The 24,810-nt window shown below is 45.1% G+C and carries 21 protein-coding genes; 10 read left to right on the top strand and 11 right to left on the bottom strand.

Annotated features, from left to right (window positions below):
* Positions 1–77 precede the first annotated feature (77 nt).
* Positions 78–1,517 (top strand): protein kinase domain-containing protein, encoded by a 1,440-nt coding sequence (locus QUB63_RS28990; RefSeq protein ID WP_332948834.1) that lies wholly within the window; start codon positions 78–80, stop codon positions 1,515–1,517.
* Positions 1,518–1,698: 181 nt separating this feature from the next.
* On the opposite strand, the gene QUB63_RS28995 is transcribed toward QUB63_RS28990, so the two are convergent.
* Positions 1,699–2,250, bottom strand: a complete 552-nt coding sequence (locus tag QUB63_RS28995; protein WP_332948835.1) for a COP23 domain-containing protein — start codon at positions 2,248–2,250, stop codon at positions 1,699–1,701.
* A gap of 386 nt (positions 2,251–2,636) precedes the next feature.
* On the opposite strand from QUB63_RS28995, the gene QUB63_RS29000 reads away from it, so the two are divergent.
* The 3 genes from QUB63_RS29000 to QUB63_RS29010 all read left to right on the top strand — a co-directional run bounded on the left by QUB63_RS29000 (position 2,637) and on the right by QUB63_RS29010 (position 4,966).
* Positions 2,637–4,124: a tetratricopeptide repeat-containing S1 family peptidase gene (locus tag QUB63_RS29000; protein WP_332948836.1), complete on the top strand. Its 1,488-nt coding sequence runs from the start codon at positions 2,637–2,639 to the stop codon at positions 4,122–4,124.
* Between the two features lie 340 nt (positions 4,125–4,464).
* Positions 4,465–4,695 carry a hypothetical protein gene (locus QUB63_RS29005; protein WP_332948837.1) on the top strand — a complete coding sequence of 77 codons (231 nt, stop codon included), beginning with the start codon at positions 4,465–4,467 and terminating at the stop codon, positions 4,693–4,695.
* Positions 4,670–4,966 carry a type II toxin-antitoxin system RelE family toxin gene (locus QUB63_RS29010; protein ID WP_332948838.1) on the top strand — a complete coding sequence of 99 codons (297 nt, stop codon included), beginning with the start codon at positions 4,670–4,672 and terminating at the stop codon, positions 4,964–4,966. The genes QUB63_RS29005 and QUB63_RS29010 overlap by 26 nt, the downstream gene beginning before the upstream one ends.
* A 182-nt stretch (positions 4,967–5,148) precedes the next feature.
* Here QUB63_RS29010 and QUB63_RS29015 read toward each other — a convergent pair whose 3' ends face one another.
* Together QUB63_RS29015 and QUB63_RS29020 are read right to left on the bottom strand one after the other, a co-directional pair.
* Positions 5,149–5,931 (bottom strand): Tat pathway signal protein, encoded by a 783-nt coding sequence (locus QUB63_RS29015; protein WP_332948839.1) that lies wholly within the window; start codon positions 5,929–5,931, stop codon positions 5,149–5,151.
* A 3-nt stretch (positions 5,932–5,934) separates the two neighbouring features.
* Positions 5,935–6,438 (bottom strand): hypothetical protein, encoded by a 504-nt coding sequence (locus QUB63_RS29020; protein WP_332948840.1) that lies wholly within the window; start codon positions 6,436–6,438, stop codon positions 5,935–5,937.
* A gap of 154 nt (positions 6,439–6,592) precedes the next feature.
* On the opposite strand from QUB63_RS29020, the gene QUB63_RS29025 reads away from it, so the two are divergent.
* The 6 genes from QUB63_RS29025 to QUB63_RS29050 all read left to right on the top strand — a co-directional run bounded on the left by QUB63_RS29025 (position 6,593) and on the right by QUB63_RS29050 (position 12,123).
* On the top strand, positions 6,593–8,062 hold the full coding sequence (locus QUB63_RS29025; protein ID WP_332948841.1) for an NB-ARC domain-containing protein: 1,470 nt from the start codon (positions 6,593–6,595) through the stop codon (positions 8,060–8,062).
* A gap of 229 nt (positions 8,063–8,291) precedes the next feature.
* Positions 8,292–8,663: a hypothetical protein gene (locus QUB63_RS29030; protein ID WP_332948842.1), complete on the top strand. Its 372-nt coding sequence runs from the start codon at positions 8,292–8,294 to the stop codon at positions 8,661–8,663.
* Positions 8,664–8,668: 5 nt separating this feature from the next.
* A complete protein-coding gene (locus QUB63_RS29035) occupies positions 8,669–9,088 on the top strand; it encodes an HNH endonuclease (RefSeq protein ID WP_332948843.1) in 420 nt (139 codons plus the stop codon).
* 227 nt (positions 9,089–9,315) lie between these two features.
* Entirely contained in the window at positions 9,316–10,737 is a 1,422-nt protein-coding gene (gene ffh, locus QUB63_RS29040; protein ID WP_332948844.1) for a signal recognition particle protein, read from the top strand.
* 150 nt (positions 10,738–10,887) lie between these two features.
* Positions 10,888–11,496, top strand: a complete 609-nt coding sequence (locus tag QUB63_RS29045; protein WP_332948845.1) for a Uma2 family endonuclease — start codon at positions 10,888–10,890, stop codon at positions 11,494–11,496.
* 18 nt (positions 11,497–11,514) lie between these two features.
* The gene (locus tag QUB63_RS29050; protein ID WP_332948846.1) at positions 11,515–12,123 is read left to right on the top strand and encodes a Uma2 family endonuclease; all 609 of its coding nucleotides are present in this window, start codon (positions 11,515–11,517) and stop codon (positions 12,121–12,123) included.
* 456 nt (positions 12,124–12,579) lie between these two features.
* Here QUB63_RS29050 and QUB63_RS29055 read toward each other — a convergent pair whose 3' ends face one another.
* The 8 genes from QUB63_RS29055 to hrcA all read right to left on the bottom strand — a co-directional run bounded on the left by QUB63_RS29055 (position 12,580) and on the right by hrcA (position 24,645).
* On the bottom strand, positions 12,580–14,484 hold the full coding sequence (locus QUB63_RS29055) for a two-component system response regulator (protein ID WP_332948847.1): 1,905 nt from the start codon (positions 14,482–14,484) through the stop codon (positions 12,580–12,582).
* 1 nt (position 14,485) lies between these two features.
* Complete coding sequence (locus tag QUB63_RS29060; protein ID WP_332948848.1) at positions 14,486–17,284, bottom strand: ATP-binding protein; 2,799 nt, start codon at positions 17,282–17,284, stop codon at positions 14,486–14,488.
* Between the two features lie 1,100 nt (positions 17,285–18,384).
* Positions 18,385–18,966, bottom strand: a complete 582-nt coding sequence (locus QUB63_RS29065) for a Uma2 family endonuclease (RefSeq protein WP_332948849.1) — start codon at positions 18,964–18,966, stop codon at positions 18,385–18,387.
* Between the two features lie 85 nt (positions 18,967–19,051).
* Entirely contained in the window at positions 19,052–20,248 is a 1,197-nt protein-coding gene (gene lptC, locus QUB63_RS29070; RefSeq protein WP_332948850.1) for an LPS export ABC transporter periplasmic protein LptC, read from the bottom strand.
* 198 nt (positions 20,249–20,446) lie between these two features.
* Complete coding sequence (locus QUB63_RS29075; protein ID WP_096831201.1) at positions 20,447–21,052, bottom strand: LabA-like NYN domain-containing protein; 606 nt, start codon at positions 21,050–21,052, stop codon at positions 20,447–20,449.
* A gap of 90 nt (positions 21,053–21,142) precedes the next feature.
* Positions 21,143–22,750: a methionine--tRNA ligase gene (gene metG, locus QUB63_RS29080; protein ID WP_332948851.1), complete on the bottom strand. Its 1,608-nt coding sequence runs from the start codon at positions 22,748–22,750 to the stop codon at positions 21,143–21,145.
* A gap of 255 nt (positions 22,751–23,005) precedes the next feature.
* Positions 23,006–23,152, bottom strand: coding sequence for a hypothetical protein (locus QUB63_RS29085; RefSeq protein ID WP_332948852.1), 147 nt, complete (start codon positions 23,150–23,152; stop codon positions 23,006–23,008).
* Between the two features lie 350 nt (positions 23,153–23,502).
* Entirely contained in the window at positions 23,503–24,645 is a 1,143-nt protein-coding gene (gene hrcA, locus QUB63_RS29090; protein WP_442921876.1) for a heat-inducible transcriptional repressor HrcA, read from the bottom strand.
* Between the last annotated feature and the right edge of the window lie 165 nt (positions 24,646–24,810).

Consider the following 24,810-nt stretch of genomic DNA (forward strand, 5'->3'; position numbering starts at 1 on the left):
TCGGTTTCTAGCTTCGTAGTGCATAAGTCCCGATCGATAGTTCAGTTTGCCAACTACAGCTACCCAACATCAATCTCATGCTCGGACAAACACTTGCAGGACGTTACTATATCATAGAACACTTGGGAGGAGGTGGCTTTGGTCAAACTTACGTGGCCCGAGATCGAAAGCGATCGGGCAATCTTCGGTGTGTCGTCAAGCAACTCAAACCGCAGCATAACGATCCGCAAACTTTACAGGTAGCGAGACGTTTATTTCAAACAGAAACAGAAACCCTCCACAAGCTAGGGACTCATTCTCGAATTCCCGAACTCTTGGATAGCTTTGAAGAAAATCAAGAATTTTATTTAGTTCAAGAGTTGATTGAAGGGAAAGATTTAAGTAAAGAACTTATCCCCGGTCAAAGGTGGCGCGAGTTTGAAGTTATTGCCATTTTGCAGGAGATCATCGAAATATTAGTATTTGTTCAGCAGCACAAAGTCATCCATCGGGATATTAAACCTTCTAATTTAATGAGGCGCACTTCTGACGGAAAAATAGTTTTAATTGACTTTGGGGCTGTCAAACAGATTAGCACTCAAGTAGCTAACTCTATCGGGCAAACACCGCCAACTGTTTCAATTGGCACAGACGGCTATATGCCGCCGGAACAAAAGAACGGACATCCTAACTTTTGTAGCGATCTATATGCTGTGGGAACGATCGGTATTGAATGTCTGACTGGTATATCTCCCGATCGGTTACCCAAAAATGCTGATGGTGAAATTATTTGGCGCGCTCGGGCACAAGTTAGCAACGATTTTGCTAATATTTTAAATAAAATGGTGCGCTATCATTTTCGCGATCGCTACCAGTCAGCGACAGAGGTTTTACAAGTTATCCGTAATTTGAAAACTCCACCTGCTTCAACTGTAGTTTCATCTTCTCCTAACTTATTTGGATTAATGAGTACCTGGACGCGAGAACAGAAAATTGGTTTGGCTAGTCTGGTTGTGGCTGTCATATTTGGTGTAGCACCCCTACTTCTATCAGTATTTGACAATGCTGATAATTTTACGAGTTATGAAAACCCAGAAAATTTCCTCAAGATGAAATATCCCGATAATTGGGAGAAACAAGCACAGCCTCAAGCAGTTTCTAAAGAGGTTGTTAAATTTATTGCACCTTTAGGGAAAGAGGGCAATTCCTTTCAAGAAAATGTGACTGTTACGGTTGAACCTAGTGGCGATCGGACCCTTGATGACTATACTAAGTCATCCAAACAAGAAATATTGAAGTTAGATAAAAATGCCAAAATAGTTCAAGATGTTGCATCAACTATGGCGGGAAAAAACGGGCATAGGGTTGTTTATACAACAAAAGAAGGCGATCGAGAATTAAAGAAATTGCAGGTTTGGACTCTGAAACGCGATCGCGCTTATTTAATTGCTTACGAGGCTGAAGCTAAGGAGTATGATGAGTTTTTGCCAGTTGTTGAAAAAATGATTAAGTCCGTGGAAGTTCAAGATCCGAGTTAGCTACCGCATTTATGAAGGAGGCGGTTGAAATCGCTGCTATACAAACGAAGTCGGTCTACGCCGACTGATTTATAAAGGGGGCTCAAAACCCGGATTTAGTATTAGTCCTCTTTTAGAGGACTTCAGCTTTGAGGCAGGGGTTTAAACCCCTGCTTTCCCTGAGGGTGTTACCTTAAGATAATTAAGGTGCGATGTCTGTTTCATTCTCGATCGGAGAAACATTTTCCTCAACCCTTGCTTCATCTAAATATATCTCCACATCAACAGAAGCAGAGCCATCTTCAGATAAAACATATCCCGATCTCAAGCCGCCGCGATCCATTAATGTTAGCAAAGTCTGGTCAGGATTAGCTCCCCGCTTGAGAGTAAATAACAAATTTCTATTTGTGCAAGGTTCGCTTGTTCTAATACCTGCACATACCACTGGTTCTCCATTCAGCCTTCCGGGATTGATATATTTTAGATAGCCGTTATCGTAGTTTCGCTGAAATCTTCTAGCGACTTCTTGGCAGCGTCTTCGTGCAGTCCAGGGCGGCGGAAAATAGCTGTTAGAAACCCAGTTAATCATCGGGACATTGCCCCGGATAGTACGCATTAAAGTAACGGGCTGTTGGTTCAGTATACCGCAGAAAAATGCACTGTTTCCTGCACGGCTGGATTGAGCAAACATCGTATTTGCGATCGCCGATACAACTAACCCTGTCAGCATCCCGGTCAAGATTTTGGACTTCATGGCAATTCTTGCATTCCTTAAAACATTCAAGATCGAGATAAAGTTCGATCGATTTGACATCAGGCACAATTTTCAACAATGCTGTAGGGGCGGGTTCACCAACCATCTTAAACGTAGCAAACAGGTTAAATAAACCCGCCCCCACCCCACGAAAAACCCCCAATTGACATTGCTGCAAGATGTTCGATCGACTGCACCTAACTTTAATAACTTTCTAAAATTAGTATAAATTATCTCACAGTTTTCTCAATAGTGGCAAGCAATTAGGGTGTACGAAATGTACGAAATGTCAGAATATCTGGCAACCATAGCATATTTGGTTTGAGGTCATTTTATTTCGCCTATACTATTCGGAAGATAAAAAAATCACTCTTCAGCGATCGCCTATGAGTAGAGGTTATTCTCGTTTTGATTCCCTCACCAACATCCTAGCAGGGACAGTAACGGTAGCAGGAATAGTCATTTTTGCAGCAGCACCAGTTTTCGCCAAAACTCCGCAAGAAATTGCAAAATTAGCTGAATCTGTCACAGTTCAAATTAATGGACCAGAACGCGATCGCGGTGGCGGGACTGGATTTATTATTGCCAAACAAGGTACGAGTTACACTGTACTGACAGCTCAGCACGTTGTGCCAAATAATCAAGCTACCTATAAGATTCGCAGTTATACAACGGGAAAAGAATATCAAGTAACCCGTGTTATAGCATTACAAAAAACCGATAACGAACTGGATTTAGCAGTCGTGACATTTAACAGCACGGAATCTTATCCAGTTGCAACTTTAGGCGATTCCGCACAAGCTGCGACAGGTACGCAAATTTTTGCGATCGGCTATCCAAATAATAGATCGAGAAATCTGGTGAATCCTGAATTTACACCAGGTTTTGTTACCAGTCGGCCTCAGACTCACAAGCGCGGTTATACCTTGCGTTATAATGCTACAACTCAAAAAGGAATGAGTGGAGGGCCTGTATTTGATGGGGAAGGGCGCGTAGTTGGGATTCATGGGGAGGCCGATCTAGATTTTGTCACAAATAATGATGAATCGTCTGCCGTGTCTCCCAATAAAACGGGGATTAATTTAGGAATTCCTATTAATACTTTTCTTGCTAAACTATCGGAGGCGGGATTAAATCGATCGGTCCTTTTAATAAATACCTCTCCCCCAACTAATGCGCCGTTAAAGCTCAACAATCCTAATGATGCTCAAACTTATTACGTTCGGGGTTTAACTCGGTTTGATAAGGGAGATGCTGCTGGGGCGATCGCGGATTTTAACCAAGCAATTAAAACTCAATCGGATTATGCAGAGGCTTATTTTTATCGGGGTCTTGCTTATTTCGATTTGAGAGATTTGCCCAAAAGTATAGCCGATTACAGCAAAGCAATTGAGTTAAATTTAAGTTATGTTGACGCATATTACAATCGGGGGTTGGTTCTGTCGGGAATAGGAGATAAACCGGGGGCGATCGCAGATTATACTCAAGTAATTAGGCTCGATCGCAATTTTGCGGCAGCTTACAACAATCGAGGATTGGTGCTTTCTGATTTAGGCGAGCAAAAAGGGGCGATCGACGATTTCAACCAAGCGCTGCAAATCAATCCCGGTCGCGCCAACACTTATTTTAACCGAGGATTAGCGCTATTTCGGATTGGGAACGATCGAGCCGCATTGGCCGATTACACGCAAGCAATTCAACTGAATCCCAGTTATGCTAAAGCTTATGCGAATCGAGGGATTACTTTAGCGAGAATGAGGGATACACAAGGGGCGATCGCGGATTTGCAGCAAGCGGCTAATTTATTCAGGGCTCAAGGAATGAATGCAGATGCTCAGAAAGCATTAGATTTGATCGGTCAACTGCAAAAGTAGTAAAATAAAGGATTCAAAAGATGAGAATACTGTAAGATAATATCGCTTAACCCGAAAGACCGCCAGGGGTTTAAACCCCTGGCTAATAGCAGAAGTCCTCTAAAAGAGGACTAAATAATTCATTAATCCTCAGTCATCTTTTAAAAGAGGACTGAATAATTCATTAGTCCTCAGTCCTCTTTTAGAGGACTTTCGCTATGAGGCGGGGGTTTAAACCCCCGCTGGACTGCGGGTGTGATGTTAAGTTGACACCAACGATCGCGACCTTGTGTTCCTACCCAATAGCTCGATCGATCTGCTAGGATGGTGCATATCTAATAATTTTCAACAATTATGAACTATGAACACCCAAGAACTTCGCCAGCAGGTAAAGGAATACATAGATGAATTGTCTCCAGAAAGACTGCTCGTTGCTGCCGATTTCTTAGCTTATTTAGCAGAACGTGAAAGCAATCTAGCAACTGAGGAATTATTGCAGATTCCGGGTTTTAGAGAGGATTTTAATAAAGCTAAAAAAGATGTAGCAGCAGGGAAGGTGACTGCCGTTGAGCAACTCAAACGAAAATACTGAGCCAAATATTGATTTATATTCGGTTGTTGTCAGTCGGGATGCTGGGGAGTTTTTTGAAGAAGCATCAGCGTCACTGCAACGCAAGCTGGATAGGTGTTTTGAGATGCTGAAAATCAACCCTCGCAATCATCCAAATATTAAAATGCTCAAAGGTGACTTGGCTGGATATTATCGATATCGGGTTGGAGATTATCGGGTAGTCTATTATATTGATGACGAACAAAAACAGGTGGTTGTGACTATTATTGCTCATCGCCGTGAAGTTTATTAGTGCGATATATGCAGTATGACACAGATCCAAAAACAGGACACAGCAGTGCTGTGTCCCTACCGAATATCCGTCATCCGTCGCTCGCCCTTTCAGTCCTTTTCAAAGGACTTTCGCTATGAGACGGGGGTTTAAACCCCCGTCGGACCCGACAACAAACGCGAGAATTGATATTACCTATTCCCCTAAAACCTCACCGTCACCAAAATCACCCGCCGAGGCTGATTTTCCGCTTCAATAATATACTCAACTCGCCCAAAACCTTTCGGCCCGGGTTCAACTAAATCGTAGCGAGAAGTCACCGTACCTGCGGCTGTATCGTATTGAGCAAAAACAGCACCGGGATTCCTCCCAGCAGACGCATCCGCATCCCCTCCCCAAGAACTAAAATCATCTAAAGTTGAGCGAGATGGCAATACCGAAGCCGCGATTTCTGGAGGTGTTAATCTTTGGTCGGCTAAGACTTTTTGAGCGTTATGAATAGCGCACATTGTCGGTCCGGAAATTTTGGCATCGCTGTATTGATCGTCAACTTTCTGGACGAAGCCAAAACCCACATTCGGGCCGATGTTATCCTGTCTTTGCCTGCCCCACAGCCGACTTACAGATTTAGTATTATCATCAGAACTCTTGCCTATCTGGGCTAATTCTGTTCTATTTCTGGTAAAATTACGGTTGAGAAATTCTTGGTCAGCAGTACGAATTCTCTTAATGGCATCTGCTTTTATGTCGGAGCGAACATTAGTATTTCCTTGCAATATGGGTGAGAGAACGCCGGGCATAGCCTGTGCTCCACAATTTTTTTGAATACCGCTGAAAACGCGATCGGCTGATAAAGCACTAATCGGAAATTCTAGGGAATAAGCCTCCGCAGGTTTGGGAAAAAAGATGCCGGATGTTGCGGAAGCAGCAAAAGAAGCGCCACCCCAGATGATGATGCGATTAAATTGACGGCGGCTAAGACTCATAATTTATCGACTCCCTGGAGAGCTTGCCCCCGGCTCAATTTGAGCTTTCATAAACCAGTACGCCCTACCGCAATTTGTGGCTCTAGCACAAAATACTTCTACTGCTAGACTTTTGCCATTACTAATATTTACTAGCATTGTATTGACTTTACCTCGATCGCCAGTGCGAGAAGCTACTTGATTTCCGTCTACATAAACATCTATTCGTGCTGGTGGGGCTTGGGAGGTGTCAGGAATCGCAAACTCCAATCGGAGAGAAGCAGGGCCGCCAGGAAGCCTACAAGTGAAAGCGGTATCAGGGCTAATATATAAAACAGTAGTGTAAATTTGTCTGCCTACAGAAATATCTCGTTTATCAGAACCCCAGTCACCCGATCGCTTAACACATTGCAGGTCTTCCAAAGGAATAGGGCGCTGGGCCAGGGCTACCTGTGCGCCAACTGTCGCTAGAGTAAAAGACAACACCCCAGCCGCGAACAAACCGCTGAGCCACCGATCGCGCTTCATAAAAATATCCTGCCAAAACTTTAATAAACTACTATAAAGGATGAGCTGTGTAGGAAAAGTCCTGACTTTAGATAGATGACAAAATCCAAATTGTCTCATTTGTACGAATTGTCATGTATAATAAATCCTGTAAACTCCAGCGCCTCCTCGATGTATGGATATTGCCGCAGCTTTAAAACTCGCAGATGACCTAGTTTTTCTCCAAACCGGAAAGCACCTAGATTATGTGCAAGAAGCTATCCTGCGGGGAACTTTCAAAAAACGTACCTACACGCAAATTGCTAAGGAAGTTTACTCAAGTTCAAGTCATGTTAGAAATGTCGGATCGGACCTCTGGAAAATACTTTCTGAAGGATTGGGAGAAAATATTACTAAAGCTAGTTTGAAACCAATATTAGAAACAGGTAAATTTTATAATTATCAATTTGCTATTGTTAGAGATGTAACCAGTGAGAATATAACAGTTAATAAAAACGTTAATATTTGTTCTAAAAAAGCCCGATCGCCCGCAACTCCCCACAACCCGCCACCAACAACAAAACAGCCCCGCATCGACTTAAGCGACGCACCCCAAATCCTCACGTTTTACGATCGCACCCCCGAACTTTCCACCCTCAAACAATGGATTTTGGACGATCGCACCCATCTCATCACCATCTTGGGATTGACTGGAAGCGGCAAAAGTGCGATCGCACTCCAACTCATCCAACAAATTCAGCACCAATTCGACTGCATCATCTGGCGCAGCCTCCGCCACTCTCCACCGCTGAGTGCACTCCAAACCGACTTAATCAAATTTTTATCTAACCAGCAGTTTTCTGACCCCCCCAACCCCCCCTTATCAAGGGGGGGCGAAGAGATTCAGCTTCCTTATCCCAGGCGTGGCGAAGAGATTCAACCTCTTTCTCCCCCCCTTAGCAAGGGGGGGTTGGGGGGGGTTATCGAATATTTGCGATCGCAGCGCTGTCTGATCGTACTCGATGATGTCCAAACAATTTTCAGCAGCGGACAACTAGCAGGAAACTACAAACCAAGCTATGAAAATTACGGCGCATTCTTCAAACAAATAGCAGAATCATGCCACAACAGTTGCCTAATTTTGCTCAGTTGGGAAAAACCCAGAGAAATTGCAGCATTAGAAGGCGGTGACAAGAATTGTCAAACATTGCAACTCAACGGTTTAGGCGAATCAGCGCGAGAAATATTTATAGAAAAAGGTTTACTAGAATCAGAAAACTGGTCAGAATTGATTGAGCTTTACAAAGGCAATCCATTGTGGTTAAATATAGTAGCCACAATAATTCAAGACTTATTTAGCGGCAAAGTTTCGGCATTCTTATCATATCAGAGCCTGGTTTTAGGAGATTTAGAATATTTATTGCACCAACATTTTCAGCGATTGTCGGAAGCAGAAAAACAAGTGATGTTTTGGTTGGCAAATGAAAGCGCAGCAGTGGAAATCTCAAACAAGCCCAGGAATCTCGAACTATCGCCGTCAGAATTCCTGAAAGCCGTTGAATCTTTGAGACGGAGGTTGTTGATAGAAAAAGTGCAAGAGGGCGAGTGCACGTTGTTTAGTGTGCAGCGGGCGATCGCAGAATATGTAAAAAACAACATCAAATAAACAGTTGACCTGGGACAGTTGACCTGGGACAGTGAGGTATTAACTGCAAAACATCCCAACACATAGCGCGTCAAGTTGCAGTTAGCTGTAGCAGTAAAAGGTTAATTAATCAATTAGTTAGGGCGATTCCCTACGGGATAGCTGCGCTTCACGCGCTTTTTAGCCAAAATGTCGCAAAAACCAAGTGAATATGGCATAGTAGAGATATTCCTTTCATAGCCTCCCACCTATGACTGCCCAAATCACCCTAAATTTATCCGATGAAGTCTATCGCCAAGCAGAATTACTAGCGCAGCAACGCCACCGCAGCGTCAGTGAAATTTTAGTAGAAACCCTGGAAAATTTTCTCTTACCAACCGCTAAACCAGTATCAGAATTATCCGATTCGGAAGTAATCGCCTTAACTCAACTGAGGCTGGAAGCAGTGCAAGAACAACGGTTGAGTGAATTGCTCGATCGCCAACAATGCGGTACAATTACCCAAATTGAACGCGAAGAATTGCAGGCATTAATTCATATTTATGAACAGAGACTACTGCGGCAAGCTCAAGCCTTAAATGAATCGGTGCGGCGCGGCTTGCTCGCACCATTACAAGGATAACTAGAATGGCTGTTTCCGAACAACTTAAAGCCATAATTCGCGCGCAAGCTCAAAACCGATGCGGTTATTGCCGTAGTTTACAAATGTATGTCCTGGGAATATTAGAAATTGACCATATTATTCCCAAAGCAGTTGGTGGAACTGACGATGAAGAAAACCTCTGGCTGGCCTGCAGTCTGTGCAATAATTACAAAGGAACTCAAACAGACGCATTAGATCCAGTCACGCAAACGCGCGTTACATTGTTTAACCCGCGCACTCAGCAATGGTCGGAGCATTTTGCTTGGAGTGAAGAAGGTACAGAAATTAGAGGACTTACAGACTGCGGTCGCGCGACAGTCACAGCACTACAACTAAACAATAATATTGCTGTCACCGTGAGGCGTCAGTGGGTTAGTGCCCGCTGGCATCCGCCAACAGAATAAAACAAGGATTAGTGGAAAATCGCCAGCGATAAAAAAAATACAAACATCAAACTACGCATGAGGCCAGAAACCGGGTTTTTTACTGAATCTTCGAGTACGAACGAAATATTTTCATAAAAACCCGGTTTCTTTAGTCGAAGTGCGATCGAGACTGTTTGGGCAAAACATCAATCCAAAAACCCGCATTTAGCCTAAAATAAAAAATACTGCCTAGACCACAAAGCCCTATGTTTGAAGCCCTAGCCGATCGACTCGAATCCACCTGGAAAAAACTGCGCGGACAGAATAAAATCTCCGAGTCCAACATCCAAGACGCCATCAAAGAAGTCCGCCGCGCCCTCCTGGAAGCCGATGTCAACCTCCAAGTCGTCAAAAACTTCGTCGCCGAAGTAACGGCCAAAGCACAAGGAGCAGAAGTCGTTTCAGGCGTCCGTCCAGACCAACAATTCATCAAAATCGTCCACGACGAACTCGTCCGCGTCATGGGGGAAACCAACGTACCCCTCGCCACCGCCGAATCCGGGCCCACAGTCGTGCTGATGGCCGGTTTGCAAGGAACCGGGAAAACCACAGCCACCGCCAAACTAGCGCTGCACCTCCGCAAGCAAAATCTTACCGCACTGCTAGTCGCCACCGACATTTATCGACCAGCCGCGATCGACCAATTGCTCACCCTCGGCAAACAAATCGACGTACCCGTATTTGAACTAGGCAAAGATACTGACCCCGTAGAAATCGCCCGCCAAGGTATCGAACGCGGCAAAGAACTAGGCGTAGATACAATCATCGTCGATACAGCAGGCCGCCTGCAAATCGACCAAGACATGATGGCAGAATTGGCCCGCATCAAACAAACAGTACAACCCCACGAAACGCTGTTAGTTGTTGATGCCATGACCGGCCAAGAAGCAGCAAATTTAACCCGCACCTTTCACGAACAAATCGGCATTACCGGCGCAATCTTAACCAAATTAGACGGCGACAGCCGCGGCGGCGCAGCCCTATCCGTGCGGCAAATATCCGGCGCGCCGATTAAATTTGTCGGCGTCGGCGAAAAAGTGGAAGCTTTGCAACCATTTTATCCCGATCGCATGGCATCGAGAATCCTCGGCATGGGCGATGTCTTGACGCTAGTAGAAAAAGCGCAAGAAGAATTCGACATCGCCGACGCCGAGAAAATGCAAGAGAAAATGCTCACGGCAAAGTTCGACTTTACCGACTTTCTCAAGCAAACCAGACTGTTAAAAAATATGGGTTCCCTCGGCGGCATCATGAAAATGATTCCGGGGATGAACAAACTCTCAGACGAACAAATGCGGCAGGGAGAAGTGCAGCTAAAACGCACCGAAGCCATGATCAATTCAATGACAGTTGAAGAACGCCGCAACCCCGAACTTTTAGCAAGTTCTCCATCGCGCCGCCGCCGCATCGGCAAAGGCGCCGGCTACGCAGAAAACGACGTAACAAAACTCGTCAGCGACTTCCAGAAAATGCGCACCATGATGCAGCAAATGAGTCAAGGCAACTTTACAGGAATGGGAGGATTGCCGGGAATGCCGGGAATGCCAGGAATGCAAGGAATGCAGGGAATGGGCGGCCAGAAGAAAAAGAAAAAAAACAAGCCAAAAAAAGGTTTCGGACAGCTATAGAAAGCATCTGAAATATTGCACGAGTGTCAAAAACTTGTAGTCAAAAACTTGTAGGGGCGGGTTCGCCAATAACTTTAAAGGATATCTAAAGACTCAAAAACCCGCCCCCTCCCACGCGAGAACCCTCAAAAAGAAAGCTTGCAATTGAATATGGTACAAACCTTTACTCAACCAGAAACCATATCTCTAGAAGTGCCGAATTCGATCGCCCTAACCGTCACCGGCGAGCAATTCGAGGCTCTAGCATTAGCAAATCCCGACTTGAGATTAGAAAGAAGTGCACAAGGAGAATTAATAGTGAATCCACCCACCGGAGGAGAATCAGGCAAAAGGAATTTCAGCATTACTGGGCAAGTTGCTCGCTGGTATGATGATAACCAGGATTTAGGAGAAGGATTTGACTCTTCTACCGGATTTATCCTCCCTAACGGTGCTCGCTTTTCTCCCGACGCTTCCTGGGTGAGTCGAGCTCGCTGGGAAGCACTAACTGCAAAAGAACGTAAAGGCTTCGTTCCCCTGTGTCCCGACTTTGTAGTAGAATTGCGCTCGGCATCTGACAGTCTCTCCACCCTGCAAACAAAGATGCGAGAATATATTGACAATGGTGCGAGATTGGGCTGGTTAATTGACCCGCAAAATCGGCGCGTAGAGATTTACCGACAACAAGCAGAAGTAGAAATATTAATTAATCCAGCCGAGTTGTCCGGGGAAGATCTATTGCCCGGATTTGTGTTGAATTTAAGGCGAGTTTGGGGTTAAATTTACGGAGAGGTTGCTATGGTACAAACATTTACTCAACCGGAAACCATATCTCTAGAAGTGCCGAATTCGATCGCCCTATTAGTCACCGCCGAGCAATTCGAGGCTCTAGCATTAGCAAATCCCGACTTGAGATTAGAAAGAAGTGCACAAGGAGAATTAATAGTGAATCCACCCACCGGAGGAGAATCAGGCAGTCGCAACCTCAGCATCAGCGCGCAACTCGGCAACTGGTGCGAAGCAAACGAGGATTTAGGAGAAGGATTTGACTCTTCTACCGGATTCATCCTCCCTAACGGTGCTCGCTTTTCTCCCGACGCTTCCTGGGTGAGTCGAGCTCGCTGGGAAGCACTAACTGCAAAAGAACGTAAAGGCTTCGTTCCCCTGTGTCCCGACTTTGTAGTAGAATTGCGCTCGGCATCTGACAGTCTCTCCACCCTGCAAACAAAGATGCGAGAATATATTGACAATGGTGCGAGATTGGGCTGGTTAATTGACCCGCAAAACCAACGGGTAGAGATTTACAGACAACAGATAGAAGTAGAAATATTAATTAATCCTGCCGAGTTATCCAGGGAAGACGTATTGCCAGGATTTGTGTTGAATTTAAGGCGAGTGTGGCGTTAGAGAGCTTTTGATACCAAATCGGGTTAATTATCACATTCCCCACCCCTCAACAGGCAGCGTACACTGCAAGACTGCGGATAGAAGTCGATCGTCCGAAACAAGAGTGATTCAGTTGACCTGGGACAGTTGACAGTTGACCTGGGATAGCGACCTCTACCTGGAAGAAAGAGGATTGGAGTAATGAATAGTCTGATTTTAATTTCTTCCTAAAAGGGAGAGACTTTAAACCAATTCTTTCTGGTAAAAATATCGGAAATTCTGTGTCACTCAGCATAAACCCGTTAGGAATTCCTAAAAATTAACGTTCGGGCATGAGGTTAATTTTATAAATTCATAAAATATCAAAAATCCGACCCAAACTAACTATTAATTCCCAGCACAATTGAGTTCGCATGATGATGAGAGTAGGCTTTTGGGCCTGTCCCACAAGAGTTTCATAAAATTTATCGAGGCAAACTAGATGTGAGGCCACCTTACTACCCCTACTTTTAAGCCTAATAGTTCGGTTGCCTTGAAGCTGTCTACAGGCTGAGAAAATAAATATCCTTGCCCCAACTCACACCCCAACTCTCGCAGTTTCTGTAGCTGTATTGGCGTTTCTATGCCTTCGGCCACGATATCCATACCTCGGCTGCGAGCCAGGTTTACTATCGTCTGGATAATTTCTACGCCACTGTTGTCTGCCCCCATGCGGCTAACAAAAGAGCGGTCAATCTTTAAGGTATCAATGGGAAACTCGTGTAAGCGGCTTAAAGAAGAGTAGCCTGTGCCAAAGTCGTCGATACACAACATAATGCCTAGAGCTTTTAGCTGCTTCAACATCTTTTCTTCCCTGGATACTGTTTCTAAAATGCAGCTTTCAGTAATCTCTAGTTTTAGACAGTAACTTGGAAAGCCAGTCTGCTGCAAAATCTCCTCAATTCGATTGAGTAGGTTTACTTGCTTTAGCTGCACGGCGGAAAGATTGACATTAATCGCTAAGGGAGGTGTTTGGGGAAACTGTTGCTGCCAAATACCGATCTGGTGACAAGCTTCCTGCAAAACCCACCACCCCAGTTCATTGATCAAACCAGTTTCTTCAGCCACAGGGATAAACTCAGCAGGCGGGTAGATCGTGCCAGATGCGTGATGCCAGCGCACCAACGCCTCAAACCCACTCACTTGCCCCGTAGAAAGGGAGACAATGGGCTGGTAGTGAACGCAAAATTCTTGTAGCGCGATCGCCCTTCTCAAGTCGTTTTCCAACTGCAAGCGCGCCATCGCAACAGTTTGCATCGCTGGATCGAAAACTTCGTAACGCCCTCTGCCTTGAGCTTTAGCATAATACATTGCGATATCCGCATCTCTGAGCACGTCTTCGGGGCGATCGTAACCCATTGTGCTCAGGATAATGCCAATGCTGATCTCGGTAAATACTTCATAATCATTCAAATTAAACGGCTGCCTTAATTGATTTTGGATGCGTTCAGCCACCCTGTTTGGTTCATCAATATCTTGAATATCTTCCAGCAAAATCACAAATTCATCTCCTCCAAACCGCGCCACCGTATCTCTATGGCGTAAAGAAGCTTGCAGTTGACGAGCAACCCTTTGGAGTAATTCATCCCCAACCAAATGTCCCAGGCAATCATTCACAACTTTAAAGCGATCTAGGTCAATAAATAGCACCGCATATAAATAATCTTCATGTCTGTAGGACAACTCGATCGCCTGTTGCAGCCGATTCATAAACCAAGCGCGGTTAGGCAAATCCGTTAGCGCGTCGTGAAAAGCATCATGTCCTAATTTTTCTTCTCTTTCCAACAACTGAACTTGAGCCTGTTGAAGCTCGTTGCAGGCTTGTCTAAGTTCAGCGGTTTGAGCAGCCACCCGTTCCTCTAACTCAGAAGTGAGTTTCTGCAAGGCCGCTTCCGCCTCTTTTCGCGCTTCAATTTCCTGTTTGAGAAGCGTATTTTGTTCTTCCAGAGTCTTGGTCAAATTTCGCAGTCTCAGGTGTAGTTGCACGCGGGCTAGGACTTCCTCTTGCTGAAAGGGTTTGGTGATATAATCTACTGCGCCAATTGACAGACCTTTAACCTTATCTACGCGATCGGTAAGAGCTGTCATAAAAATCACAGGGATATCTTTCGTTGCCACCGATGCTTTTAAGCGGTAGCAGGTTTCAAACCCATCTATCCCCGGCATCATCACATCTAACAATATGATATTTGGCGAAACTTCTTGTAGCTTCTCAATAGCACTTTCCCCATCTTTAGCCACTAAAACCTTGAAGCCTGACTCCTTCAAAAAATCGAACAGAAGTTTTAGGTTATTCGGGTTATCGTCAACAATTAAAATTACATTTTCGTTTTTGTTAAACATTTTATTTTCCAAAATGGATCTTCATAAAAGCTAGAAGTTCTTTTTCTTCAAAATTTTTCGCAAATTGCAATATTTTATTAGCAAATGGTAGATAGTTACCGTCTATCTGCTTTAGTCTATTGGCTTCCTGCTCAACAACTTCAATATCGCCGATCCGAGCCGCATTAAACAGCGCTACCAGCTCTGCTGATGGCGGTATCACAAGCTCACCACTCTGAACTTTTAATAAATCCGTGAAACCAACCTGCTGTGCGTTCGCCAAATCCGCAGGCTGGTCGTAAATCCATTCTATTTGTAAGTAATTTTTTAATACTTCTAGCAATTCTTCTACTTGGATAGGCTTTGACAGGAACTCGTTACAACCTGCTTCTTGGCTATTTTGCCGATCGAAGTTAAACACGCTGGCGCTGGATGCTATCAATATTACATCTTTAAATTCTGGCGATTTTCGCAAGCGCCGCGACATTTCAAATCCATCCATTACTGGCATCACTAAGTCTGTGATAATCAAATCTGGTTTAAACTCCGCAGCTTTATCTAAGCCCTCATCTCCATTACAAGCTTCCATGATTTGAAAACCTAGTGGCTCTAACAGATTTATAAGAAAACCCCGATTTTCAAATCGATCGTCTACTAACAAAATTTTATTTTTATTTCCTTTAAATCCATTTAAATTAATTGAAGTATTTAGCGAAGGTTGCTCAATAAATTCAGATGTTCGAGTCAACTCTAATTCAAAGGAAAAAATGCTGCCTTGACCGACTATACTTTCTACTTTTATTTCCCCTCCCATCATTTGAACAATTTTCTGTGCGATCGCTAATCCTAAGCCAGTGCCTTCTGCCTTCTGCTGGCTATTTCCAACTTGTTCAAATGGTAAAAATATTTTTTCTAACTGTTCGGGTGTCATTCCAATCCCAGTATCTTGGATATGGAAACGAATTGTAGTAAGTGGTGATGGGTCGGAGTCTTCCCCCTCACCTATTACGCCAACCTTAAAAATAACACCTCCTTTTTCTGTAAATTTAATAGCATTACCCAAAAGATTAATCAAAACTTGGCGCAGTCGTTTTTCATCAGCATTTACAGCGTTAGGAAGTTGATTTAATACTTGATAACTAAAGGTAATTTCTTTTTGTTCGGCTCGGATGCGGCACATTTCCACAACTCCCATCAGAAAAAAAGGAAAATTAAAAGCTGAACTGTAAAGTTCCATTTTACTCGCTTCAATTTTAGAAATATCTAAAATATCGTTAATCAGAGTGAGTAAGTGCGAACCACACTGGTGAATAATTTGGATAGCATCTTTTTGTTTAGGAGTTGTAGTTTGATCGCGTTCCATAATTTGAGCGTATCCTAGGATTCCGTTCAGGGGAGTGCGGAGTTCATGGCTCATGTTCGCGAGGAATTCGCTCTTGGCGTGGTTAGCAGTATCAGCGGCAATTTTTGCCTCTTTTAGCTCACTTGTCCGTTCTTCTACTCGATTTTCTAGCTCTGAGTTGGTCTGTTCTAAAGCAGCAAAAGACTCGCGCAATTGCTGTGCCATTTGGTTAAAAGATTGACCGAGAATTCCCAGTTCATCTATGCTATTTACCTCTACTTTTTGGTCTAATTGACCGCTAGCGATCGCTCTACTCGCTTTACTCAAACGAAAAATAGGATGGGTAATCCAGTGAGAGGCGAGGATTCCTAACAACGTCGCTAGCACTAACGCTAAAACGCAGAGTAGGATAGTGCTGCGGGTATTGGCATTAATCTGTTCCATAAAGTCGGCTTCTGGAACAACTACAACAATCAGCCAATCAAGACCTCTACCATCTTGGAATGGGGATACTTGCACGAATTCTCGCTGACCATTTAGCATGAATTCGAGTTGCGAGTTGCTATCTATTTCGGTGAAGTTACCAAAGCGTTCTATTAAATGCTGCGCTGTTCCCTGTATCAAAGGCACGCTGCTTTCAATCGCTTTTAATCTTTGCGTTTCTTGGCGATTTTTTTCATTGAGAAATGGCTTCTCGGCGGTGGAAGAAGCCACTAGCAAGCCCGAGCGTTCTATGATGAAAGTCTTTCCGGATTTACCAATTTTTAAACTTTGGAGAAAGTCGCCGATTTTCGAGAGAAACAGATCGGTACTGACAACTCCTCGAAAAATGCCATTTTTATCGTAAACAGGTTGGCTAGCGGAGATTCCTAGGCTAGGTTGAATATAATATTGATAAATTTTATTCCATTGGGGTTTGCGTGCAATTTTTGCGGCTTTATACCAGGGTCGAAGGCGGGGATCGTAGTCTGGGTGGGTTTCCTTCAACTGAGTCGGGTTGCCCTCTCTATCTACGCTGACGATCGTATTGAGAAAATTAGTAGATCGATCGGTGATTTCAATAACAACACTGCCATCATCCTTATATCCAGCACCCGCATATTCTTTTCTTTCCCCTCCAAAACTGATGTAACTAACGGTGGGAAATTGCTTTAGTTGCCAGAAGAAGTAGCTTCTCATCGAACTCATATTGTCCGGATTCCACAACCCAAAGCGACGAATGGCATCAACGCTGATGGCATTGACCAAATGGGGTGTTTCCAAGTAAGTGTTTAGTTGTTGATTGATGCGGGCGAGTACCTCCGTTCGTAATTGGCTAGTAACGTTGTTGACGGCAGTTTTGCCGTTCCGTAGCGAAAACCAACCTGTCAGCCCCACAGCGGCAAAGATTTGCAGGACGAATGGTACGACTAAGACCAGGCGTAGTGGGATTTTTTGAGGGCTTTTTGCACGTTCATGCTCACTTGCGATTTGTCTCATGGCGGAGTCATTTTAATATTTGGATTGTTTCAATAACAACAGTCGCTCACTCTTAATGATTTAAAGCGAACTCTAGGAAAATTATTTATTCCTTCTATTTTGAAGGCAAATGGGTTTAATGATATCTTATTGTTGAGTAACCGGGGTGAAATGAGCCGCCAATACTGATACAGTTTGCAAATTTATGAAAAAAAACAGCTACCCCATTTGAGACGGAATCTCCATAAAGATCAAATGCGGTATATTTGGCTTGGAGTTGCAGTGTGAGCCTACCTGCTGATTTCATAGATATTGAGTACACCTCCATTCACTTGTATGTCTTGACCTCAATACTAATTGATCTAAGCATACAATTATAGTCAGGACTAACTAAAGGGCCTGAAACCTAGCTTCCCCCTGCTGCCCTAAAAAACGGGGGAACCGCTCCCGGCGGGAACCGCTTCAAAAAGGGGGGCACTTGAAAGCCCTCTGGGAAATAGGGTTTGGGGGGTCTATCCCTAAGTCCTAAGCTTACGCCAGCTCAATTGCCCTTTTTTTTCAACTGGCTCTCTGGCCCGTCCCACAAGGATTCTCAAACAGAGGAAATGGCAAATTCGATGCACAATAGCTTAATAGTCTATCGTGCATAGTGCCTAAATCAACCCTAAACTCAACACTTTGACGGGGTGACAAGCAGGTTACAAGCAAAACTGCGTCAAGGTTTTGAATTGAGTGACCAAGGGAAAATATCTTCGCGGGCGTGAGTCAATAAAAGAGAGTGGCGAGATCCCTTAAATCAGGTTCAAGGCGAGCTCTGACCATCTTATGAGTCCATAAGCCTGTCAATAATCCGTTATTTTTTTTGAGTTTCAGGGGCTTTAATGCTTTTACCATCAAAGTTCCAGAGGTGTTGTCACCCCGTCAAGTATTTTAACTTACTACTGTCTCGGACGATCGACTTCGATCGGCTCTTGCAGTGTACGCTCCCGTTGGGGGGTGCGGAATGTGGGTTAATTATTCACAATAAAACTGGTTTGTAGTAACAACTTTAGTCCTTAGTAACTAAAAGCTTTAAGACAGGGCAGAAGTCATTATTACCAACTTAATTTCACAATCAAATTCTATTGAATAGCTTGCCTAAATTCCCGCATTGCCTGAAGGTGATTTTCGATATTGATACACCGCGCCAATAATACAATATCTAACTCGGGCAGAACTTGAGAGCGATCGACCTCTGCATATCCATCAGCCCCCAACGAATACATACGAAGTGCGCCATTTTCCCAAAACCAAACTTCAGGAATTTCCAGGCGTTTGTAAGCTTCCAACTTGTTAATACCGCCGCTAGTCACCACCACTTCCACCGCCAAATCGGGAAATTCTCGATTAGCTCCCAATTCGTAAGACAGATCCGCTTCTCGCTTCACCTTTCCAGTTTCACTTTCGAGCGTCACCGAGCCCGTTGGAGTAAAATCAATCCCTGCATATTCCAAATACAGATCCACCAGCGTTGAAATCCGCTGTTTGGCGGTTTCATGTTTTCTTCCAGGCATACGTCTAATCTCCAATACGCCATCTAAAAACGACAGCCTCAGCCCTGGGCGTGAGAGAAGTTGTTCAACCACCTTAAACTCTCTCCAGCTCAGTCCGTCAATTAAGATAGGTTCATCGAGCCGTTCTAACTTTTCTAAAGTTGTCGTCATCCCAACCCCTCCTTACTCAATCTAATCTTTATTATATCTGCGTTCCGAAGCGTTCATCTGCCGACATCTGCGGTTGCAATCCCATCTACTGTCCCAAAATTCCCTTATTCTCGTCCGGCACAAATTCCGTCACCACTTGGCCGCCGCCACCCTCACCTTTGACAATCACAGTTTGATTTTTTAACTCTCCCGCCGCCCTCGGCCCAGTCAAATTAAACACCGGATTTAGTTGTTTGTAAACCACATTTCCTTCGGCGTCGAACGTCTGGTTACTTAAATACCACGTTACGCGATCGGTATTTAATTGAGATTCACGTTTCTCCCCGATTCCGACCACATTTCCCGTCAAATAAAAAATCTTTTTATCTAAATCTCCCCGCCCCGTATCCCCAGTCATCGTCACCTTTTCCACGCGGTGAAAAATCTTCACAGGCCCCGGCGACACCACATTTTGCGCCGGAAAATTCCAACTCATCAAACTGCTTTCTATTTGCAGCGGCGGATCTGATGGCATCAATTGAGCGTTTTGCGTCAGCGTCGCAATCTTCGTCTTTAAGTCTACATCAACTTTATCTGCAAAACCGCTGTCTGTTACTGTTTTATCTTTGTATCTGTCAAGTTGAGTAGGTTGGTCGCTGTGTACCTTTTGTTGCTCCACAAACCACACTAAATGCTCGGTGCGCAATTGCAAAATTGGATCTTTAACATTCGCCACCACAGATCCGAATAACTCCATCCTCTTCGCCCTGCTGAAAACCCGCGCTTCTTTCGCCGAAGCTGTCACCTGTTTGTTCTCTCCAGTCAAATTATTGCGAACAACTAACACGTCTTCCTTCGGCCGCCACTCTAACTCATTTCCCCGCAATACCACGCCATTTTTCAAGTCAGTAGCGACTATGTTACCTTTGAGAAAAACCTGATTTCCTTCCTGAAATACCTGGCCGGTTTCTCCCTGAATATCGTAAATTTCTTTGCCGTCCTGAAACAATTTGCCCACTGGTTTCAGAACGTTAACTGTCTTTTTGTCTTTGCTGTAAACGGCATTTTTTGAGTTGACTTTCCAGAACGTTTCGCCCTTTTCGTTTGCTTGTTCTAGGGTTACTTTGTTTAAAGTTAAAGTGCTGTTTGACTGCTGAGCAGTTTTGAGATCCTCAGCTAATTTGTTCTTTGGAGCCTCTTGCGGAGCAGCACAAGCACCAATCCCCAAAATCAGTGCTGCTAAACACAGCAGCATTAATTTTGGGGATTTTAGAGGGGGAATTTGGGATTTGAGATTAATCATTGGTAATTGATAATTGGGCATTGGGCGGAGCGAAGCGGAGGGATTGGGCATTGGGCATTGGTAATTGGCTAATTAAAAACACTAATCAAAAATCTGTCATACTTGAGCTAAATTTTTAACTTCTAATTTTCAATTATTCAACCCATCAGCTATTCCCCATTCCCTATTCCCCCTTCCCCATCACCCATTACCAAATCCCTATCTGTCGTCGTGTTCGTCCATCAAGCTCAAACCCGACAACGGGCGGTAGGCATAATTAGGACGCGAAGTTTTTTGGATGTCGTCTTTGATCATTTCCAAATCGATATAGCGATCGGCTACATTAATTAAACTGTCACTGGTCATCGATCGCAAACTCACCACCTCAACCCGCACGCCGCGATAGCTCACAGCATCGACAGCATAAGCCAAATCGCCGTCGCCGCTGACCAAAACCGCCGTGTCGTAAGACCCCACTAAAGCCATCATATCCACAGCAATTTCTACATCTAAATTCGCCTTCTTAGAACCATCTGGCAACTGTACCAAATCCTTAGAAATCACCCGGTAGCCGTTGCGGCGCATCCACAGCAAAAACCCCTGCTGTTTCTCGTTAGTGCGATCGACACCCGTGTAGAAAAAAGAGCGCAGCAGCCGCGATCCCGCAGTTAAACGGCACAGCAGCTTAGTGTAATCAATCTCAATTCCTAACTGCAAAGCCGCGTAAAAAAGGTTAGAGCCGTCAATAAAAATTGCCACTCGACCCCGATTTTCTAGAACCTGTTCCGGCGTAAAAAGGTCGTTGCTTTCTATTCTATTCAACATGATTGTTATGCCTCAATTTTTATGAAAGATTGGTAATCAAATAAGTGCTAATTCGTAATCTGTTATAGCACCCCGATCGCTGGCTGCCAACTATGACGCTACTGTTTCCAGCAGTTCCAGCCGCTTAAACACTGGTTGGGGTTCCCCCAGAGTTTGGTTTGCCGGCAAAGCGCCCCAGGCAGCATGAGCTGTAAAACTCGCTAAACTGTTAACTGCAACCCGATCGTTAAAGTCAATTGAAAAACCTAGCTGCTGATAGATAGCGTTGCTGATATTCGGAATAATGGGCGATAAAAGGTAAGATGCTAGTCTAACAGATTCCAGAACAGAATATAGCACTTGTTGGACACTTTCGAGCTGTCCTTGCTTGTACAAACTCCAAGGCGCTTGTACGTCAATAAACTTGTTGCCCGCTCCCACTAATGCAAGCACAGCTTCGCAAGCCTTGCTAAAAGCCAACTCTTCGTAAAAACCCGCTACTCGATCGCCCAAATCCACGCTCATACCCTTGAGAAGGTTGTCGCCCCAAATGTTTTCCCCGGACACATTTGGCACGCAGCCGCCGCAATATTTGCGAGCCATGTTTAAGGTGCGGTTAAGCAAATTTCCCAAATCATTTGCTAGCTCAGCATTCAATATATTGATAAACCGAGTTTCGTTAAAATCGCCGTCCTCTCCGAACTCAATTTCTTTGAGGAAATAGTAGCGCACGGCATCAGCGCCGTATTTATTGACCAATTCGACTGGGTTTAAAGTATTGCCCTCCGTTTTCCCCATTTTTTTGCCGTCTTTGGTCAAAAACCCGTGAGCGAAGACGCGGCCCGGCACAGACATACCCGCTGACATCAGCATTGCCGGCCAATAAACTGCGTGGAAGCGGAGAATATCTTTACCGATCAAGTGCAGGTCAACCGGCCACCATTTAGATAAAGCATTCTCTAACAGCGGGTCGCTGTCCGGATCTAGCAAGGCTGTGACGTATCCCAGCAAAGCGTCAAACCAGACGTAAATGGTGTGACTGGAGTCAACCGGTATTGGCAGGCCCCATTCCAGATTCACCCGAGAAATCGAAAAGTCTTGGAGTCCGGAGTTGACGAAGCTCAGCACTTCGTTGCGCCGGCTTTCCGGCGCGATGAAGTCGGGACGTTCTGCGTACAAGGCCAGCAGTTGGTCTTGATAGCGCGACAGGCGGAAAAAGTAATTTTCTTCGTCGCGCCACTCAACTTCCTTGCTGGTGTGGACGGAGCACCGATTTCCCGGCAATAAATCGCGTTCGTCTTTGAATTCTTCGCAGGAGACGCAGTACCAGCCTTGTTGCTGGTTCAAGTAAATGTCGCCGGAGTTCCAGACGCGCTGGAAAAATTCTTTGACAATGTACTCGTGGCGCCGGGAAGTTGTGCGGATGAAGCGATCGTACTGAATAGAGAGTTGCTCCCACAGCGCCTCAAACCCCGGAACTACTAAATCGCAGTGAGCTTGGGGCGATCGTCCCAAACTCTCGGCCGTGCGCTGAATTTTCTGCCCGTGTTCGTCAGTCCCGGTAACCATCAAGACTGATTTGCCCCGCAGCCGCTCAAATCTGGCCTTAGCATCGGCTGCCATAGTCGTGTAAGCGCTGCCAACGTGGGGTAAATCATTGACATAATACAGAGGCGTTGTTATGGCAAAGGTATTCTTAGTTTTATCGCTCGATTTCATTGAATGGTAAAAGAAAATTCCCTAAATTTAATTTCGATCTTAACTCAGCCCTTAAATCTTTTATGGAGTGGCAATCAAGCCAAATTTGCTGCAAGTTGTGGGCAATTGTCTAACCGAGGCTATTCTCAAAAGAAATATAGCTTTACTCTCAAGACTAATCTTTTTTAGATTTTTTTGACGAACTCTCTAAAATGTCTTAATATTTTGATATTTTTCTGCCTTGGGGCCCGCAAGCGATCGTCGATCGCGCGTCCTCTATTCATTTTTCGCCTTGGCGGCGCGATCCCTAGAGTCGGCGATCCCCACCCGGTTTGCATCAAAAATCACCTGTTGGGCTGCTCGCCCGTCGATCGACTGCTGCGGAGCGACCGCTTGCTGCTCACCAGTCGATCGATCGCCCATTCGCCACCTTAAACCCCGATCGCCCGAAACTCCTGCCCGTTTCCGATTCGCGAATAAAGCCAGAAACCGGGTTTTTTAGGAAACTTTCTGGTGAAGCGCGAGCGCTCGCGGTATAAAAGCCACTTTTTTTTAAATTTGTGGCTCCAGGAGCGATCTCGTTTCCGACAGCATCGATCTGATTTTCAAACACAAGCAGTCTTGGATGCACCCGGTGCAATCACCTTAGTTTTTTGTGAGTAAAAAAGCCTAAAAGCGTAGGTTTTTTGTCAATAAAGTCGGTTTTTTCATATTGCTAGTGCCTCTGGGACAGACAATAAAACCCCAAGGCAGTTAAGCTTGGGGCGCTCAAATTAGGGTGCATCTAACAAGGGATTATGCGATCGCCCCCGCTCGCCCTCAGGAAAATTAACTCGATTTCCGCCAATAGCTTCTGACAAATAATCCGCCGCAGCTTCCACCACCGCGATCGCATTTTCGTAAACCATCCGCGTCGGCCCCAAAACTCCCACACTACCCACCGGCACCGAGCCCCGGCGGTAAGTCGAAGAAATCAGAGTACAGCCGCGAATTGGTTCTAAGGAATTTTCCGAGCCAATACGCACCGTTACCCGCTTCCCGGGCGCGTCCAAATCAGGCGATTCAAAAATCAAAGGCCAAAGCAGTTCCTGCTCTTGTTCGAGCAGTTGCACCAGGGTTTGAACTTGCTGCAACTGCGAAAACTCAGGCAAGCGCAGCGCTTCTGCCAAACCGCCGATCAGAATCCGCGTGTAGGTGGGATTGCTTTGGCGGCTGCTCAAAGCAGCTAGCATGGTTCCCATCCACTCAGCGTACAGTTCAAAGTCCCGGTCTAACTCGCTCCAGTCTACAGCCGAGAGTTCCGAGAGCGATCGCCCGCGCAACTTGCTGTTCAAAAAATTCGACAAAATCTGCAATTCGCGATCGACACTTTCGACATCAGGCCAATTACCATCTGCCTGCTTCGGCAACTGCACCAACACCGAATGAGTTTCGTAGGCATCCGTCACCACGATCAGCATCACTTTTCCCGCCTCTAGCTGCACCAGTTGCAAGTGGCGCAAGCAAGCCATATTGGTTTGCGGTATGGTAATCATGGCAATGTAACCGCTGATAGTTGCCAAGATTTGAGCAGCGCCGCGGAGTGCCGCGTCTATGCGACCGTCCGACCAATTGAGCTGGTCTAGTACCTGTTCCACCTTGCGGGCCAGCGTATCAGACGGCTGAATCAACTGGTCTACGTAAATTCGGTAGCCGGAGTCTGAGGGGACTCGTCCTGCCGAAGTGTGGGGCTGATAGAGAAGTCCAGCTTTTTCCAGAGTCCCCATGGCATTGCGAATTGTAGCTGGGCTGACGCTGAGGTTGAATTCGTCAACCAAAGCTTTTGAGCCAACGGGTTCCGCTGTAGCTATGTAGTGGCGAACCGTTGCCCAAAGGATGTGTTGTTGCCGATCGGTGAGGTTAACGCGCACAGATATTTAAGCAGAGTAAGAATTTAGAGTTGAAAGCCATTGAAAACCTCTGTCCGAAAAGGGCGATCGGGCAGACTTATCTACTTAAACATAACAGATTTTAGGTTAAGGAAGAAGTCAGTTGTTACTGGTTATTGGTTATTGGTTATTGGTTATTGGTTATTTGTAAGT

The sequence above is a fragment of the Microcoleus sp. ARI1-B5 genome (assembly GCF_036705795.1).
Taxonomy (GTDB): Bacteria; Cyanobacteriota; Cyanobacteriia; order Cyanobacteriales; family Microcoleaceae; genus Microcoleus.

What these genes read in the sequence shown, in the direction of transcription:
- QUB63_RS28990 (WP_332948834.1), top strand. Translation starts at nt 78, where the DNA reads ATGCTCGGACAAACACTTGCAGGACGTTACTATATCATAGAACACTTG.
- QUB63_RS28995 (WP_332948835.1), bottom strand. Translation starts at nt 2,250, where the DNA reads ATGAAGTCCAAAATCTTGACCGGGATGCTGACAGGGTTAGTTGTATCG.
- QUB63_RS29000 (WP_332948836.1), top strand. Translation starts at nt 2,637, where the DNA reads ATGAGTAGAGGTTATTCTCGTTTTGATTCCCTCACCAACATCCTAGCA.
- QUB63_RS29005 (WP_332948837.1), top strand. Translation starts at nt 4,465, where the DNA reads ATGAACACCCAAGAACTTCGCCAGCAGGTAAAGGAATACATAGATGAA.
- QUB63_RS29015 (WP_332948839.1), bottom strand. Translation starts at nt 5,931, where the DNA reads ATGAGTCTTAGCCGCCGTCAATTTAATCGCATCATCATCTGGGGTGGC.
- QUB63_RS29020 (WP_332948840.1), bottom strand. Translation starts at nt 6,438, where the DNA reads ATGAAGCGCGATCGGTGGCTCAGCGGTTTGTTCGCGGCTGGGGTGTTG.
- QUB63_RS29025 (WP_332948841.1), top strand. Translation starts at nt 6,593, where the DNA reads ATGGATATTGCCGCAGCTTTAAAACTCGCAGATGACCTAGTTTTTCTC.
- QUB63_RS29030 (WP_332948842.1), top strand. Translation starts at nt 8,292, where the DNA reads ATGACTGCCCAAATCACCCTAAATTTATCCGATGAAGTCTATCGCCAA.
- QUB63_RS29035 (WP_332948843.1), top strand. Translation starts at nt 8,669, where the DNA reads ATGGCTGTTTCCGAACAACTTAAAGCCATAATTCGCGCGCAAGCTCAA.
- ffh (WP_332948844.1), top strand. Translation starts at nt 9,316, where the DNA reads ATGTTTGAAGCCCTAGCCGATCGACTCGAATCCACCTGGAAAAAACTG.
- QUB63_RS29045 (WP_332948845.1), top strand. Translation starts at nt 10,888, where the DNA reads ATGGTACAAACCTTTACTCAACCAGAAACCATATCTCTAGAAGTGCCG.
- QUB63_RS29050 (WP_332948846.1), top strand. Translation starts at nt 11,515, where the DNA reads ATGGTACAAACATTTACTCAACCGGAAACCATATCTCTAGAAGTGCCG.
- QUB63_RS29055 (WP_332948847.1), bottom strand. Translation starts at nt 14,484, where the DNA reads ATGTTTAACAAAAACGAAAATGTAATTTTAATTGTTGACGATAACCCG.
- QUB63_RS29060 (WP_332948848.1), bottom strand. Translation starts at nt 17,284, where the DNA reads ATGAGACAAATCGCAAGTGAGCATGAACGTGCAAAAAGCCCTCAAAAA.
- QUB63_RS29065 (WP_332948849.1), bottom strand. Translation starts at nt 18,966, where the DNA reads ATGACGACAACTTTAGAAAAGTTAGAACGGCTCGATGAACCTATCTTA.
- lptC (WP_332948850.1), bottom strand. Translation starts at nt 20,248, where the DNA reads ATGATTAATCTCAAATCCCAAATTCCCCCTCTAAAATCCCCAAAATTA.
- QUB63_RS29075 (WP_096831201.1), bottom strand. Translation starts at nt 21,052, where the DNA reads ATGTTGAATAGAATAGAAAGCAACGACCTTTTTACGCCGGAACAGGTT.
- metG (WP_332948851.1), bottom strand. Translation starts at nt 22,750, where the DNA reads ATGAAATCGAGCGATAAAACTAAGAATACCTTTGCCATAACAACGCCT.
- QUB63_RS29085 (WP_332948852.1), bottom strand. Translation starts at nt 23,152, where the DNA reads ATGGGCGATCGATCGACTGGTGAGCAGCAAGCGGTCGCTCCGCAGCAG.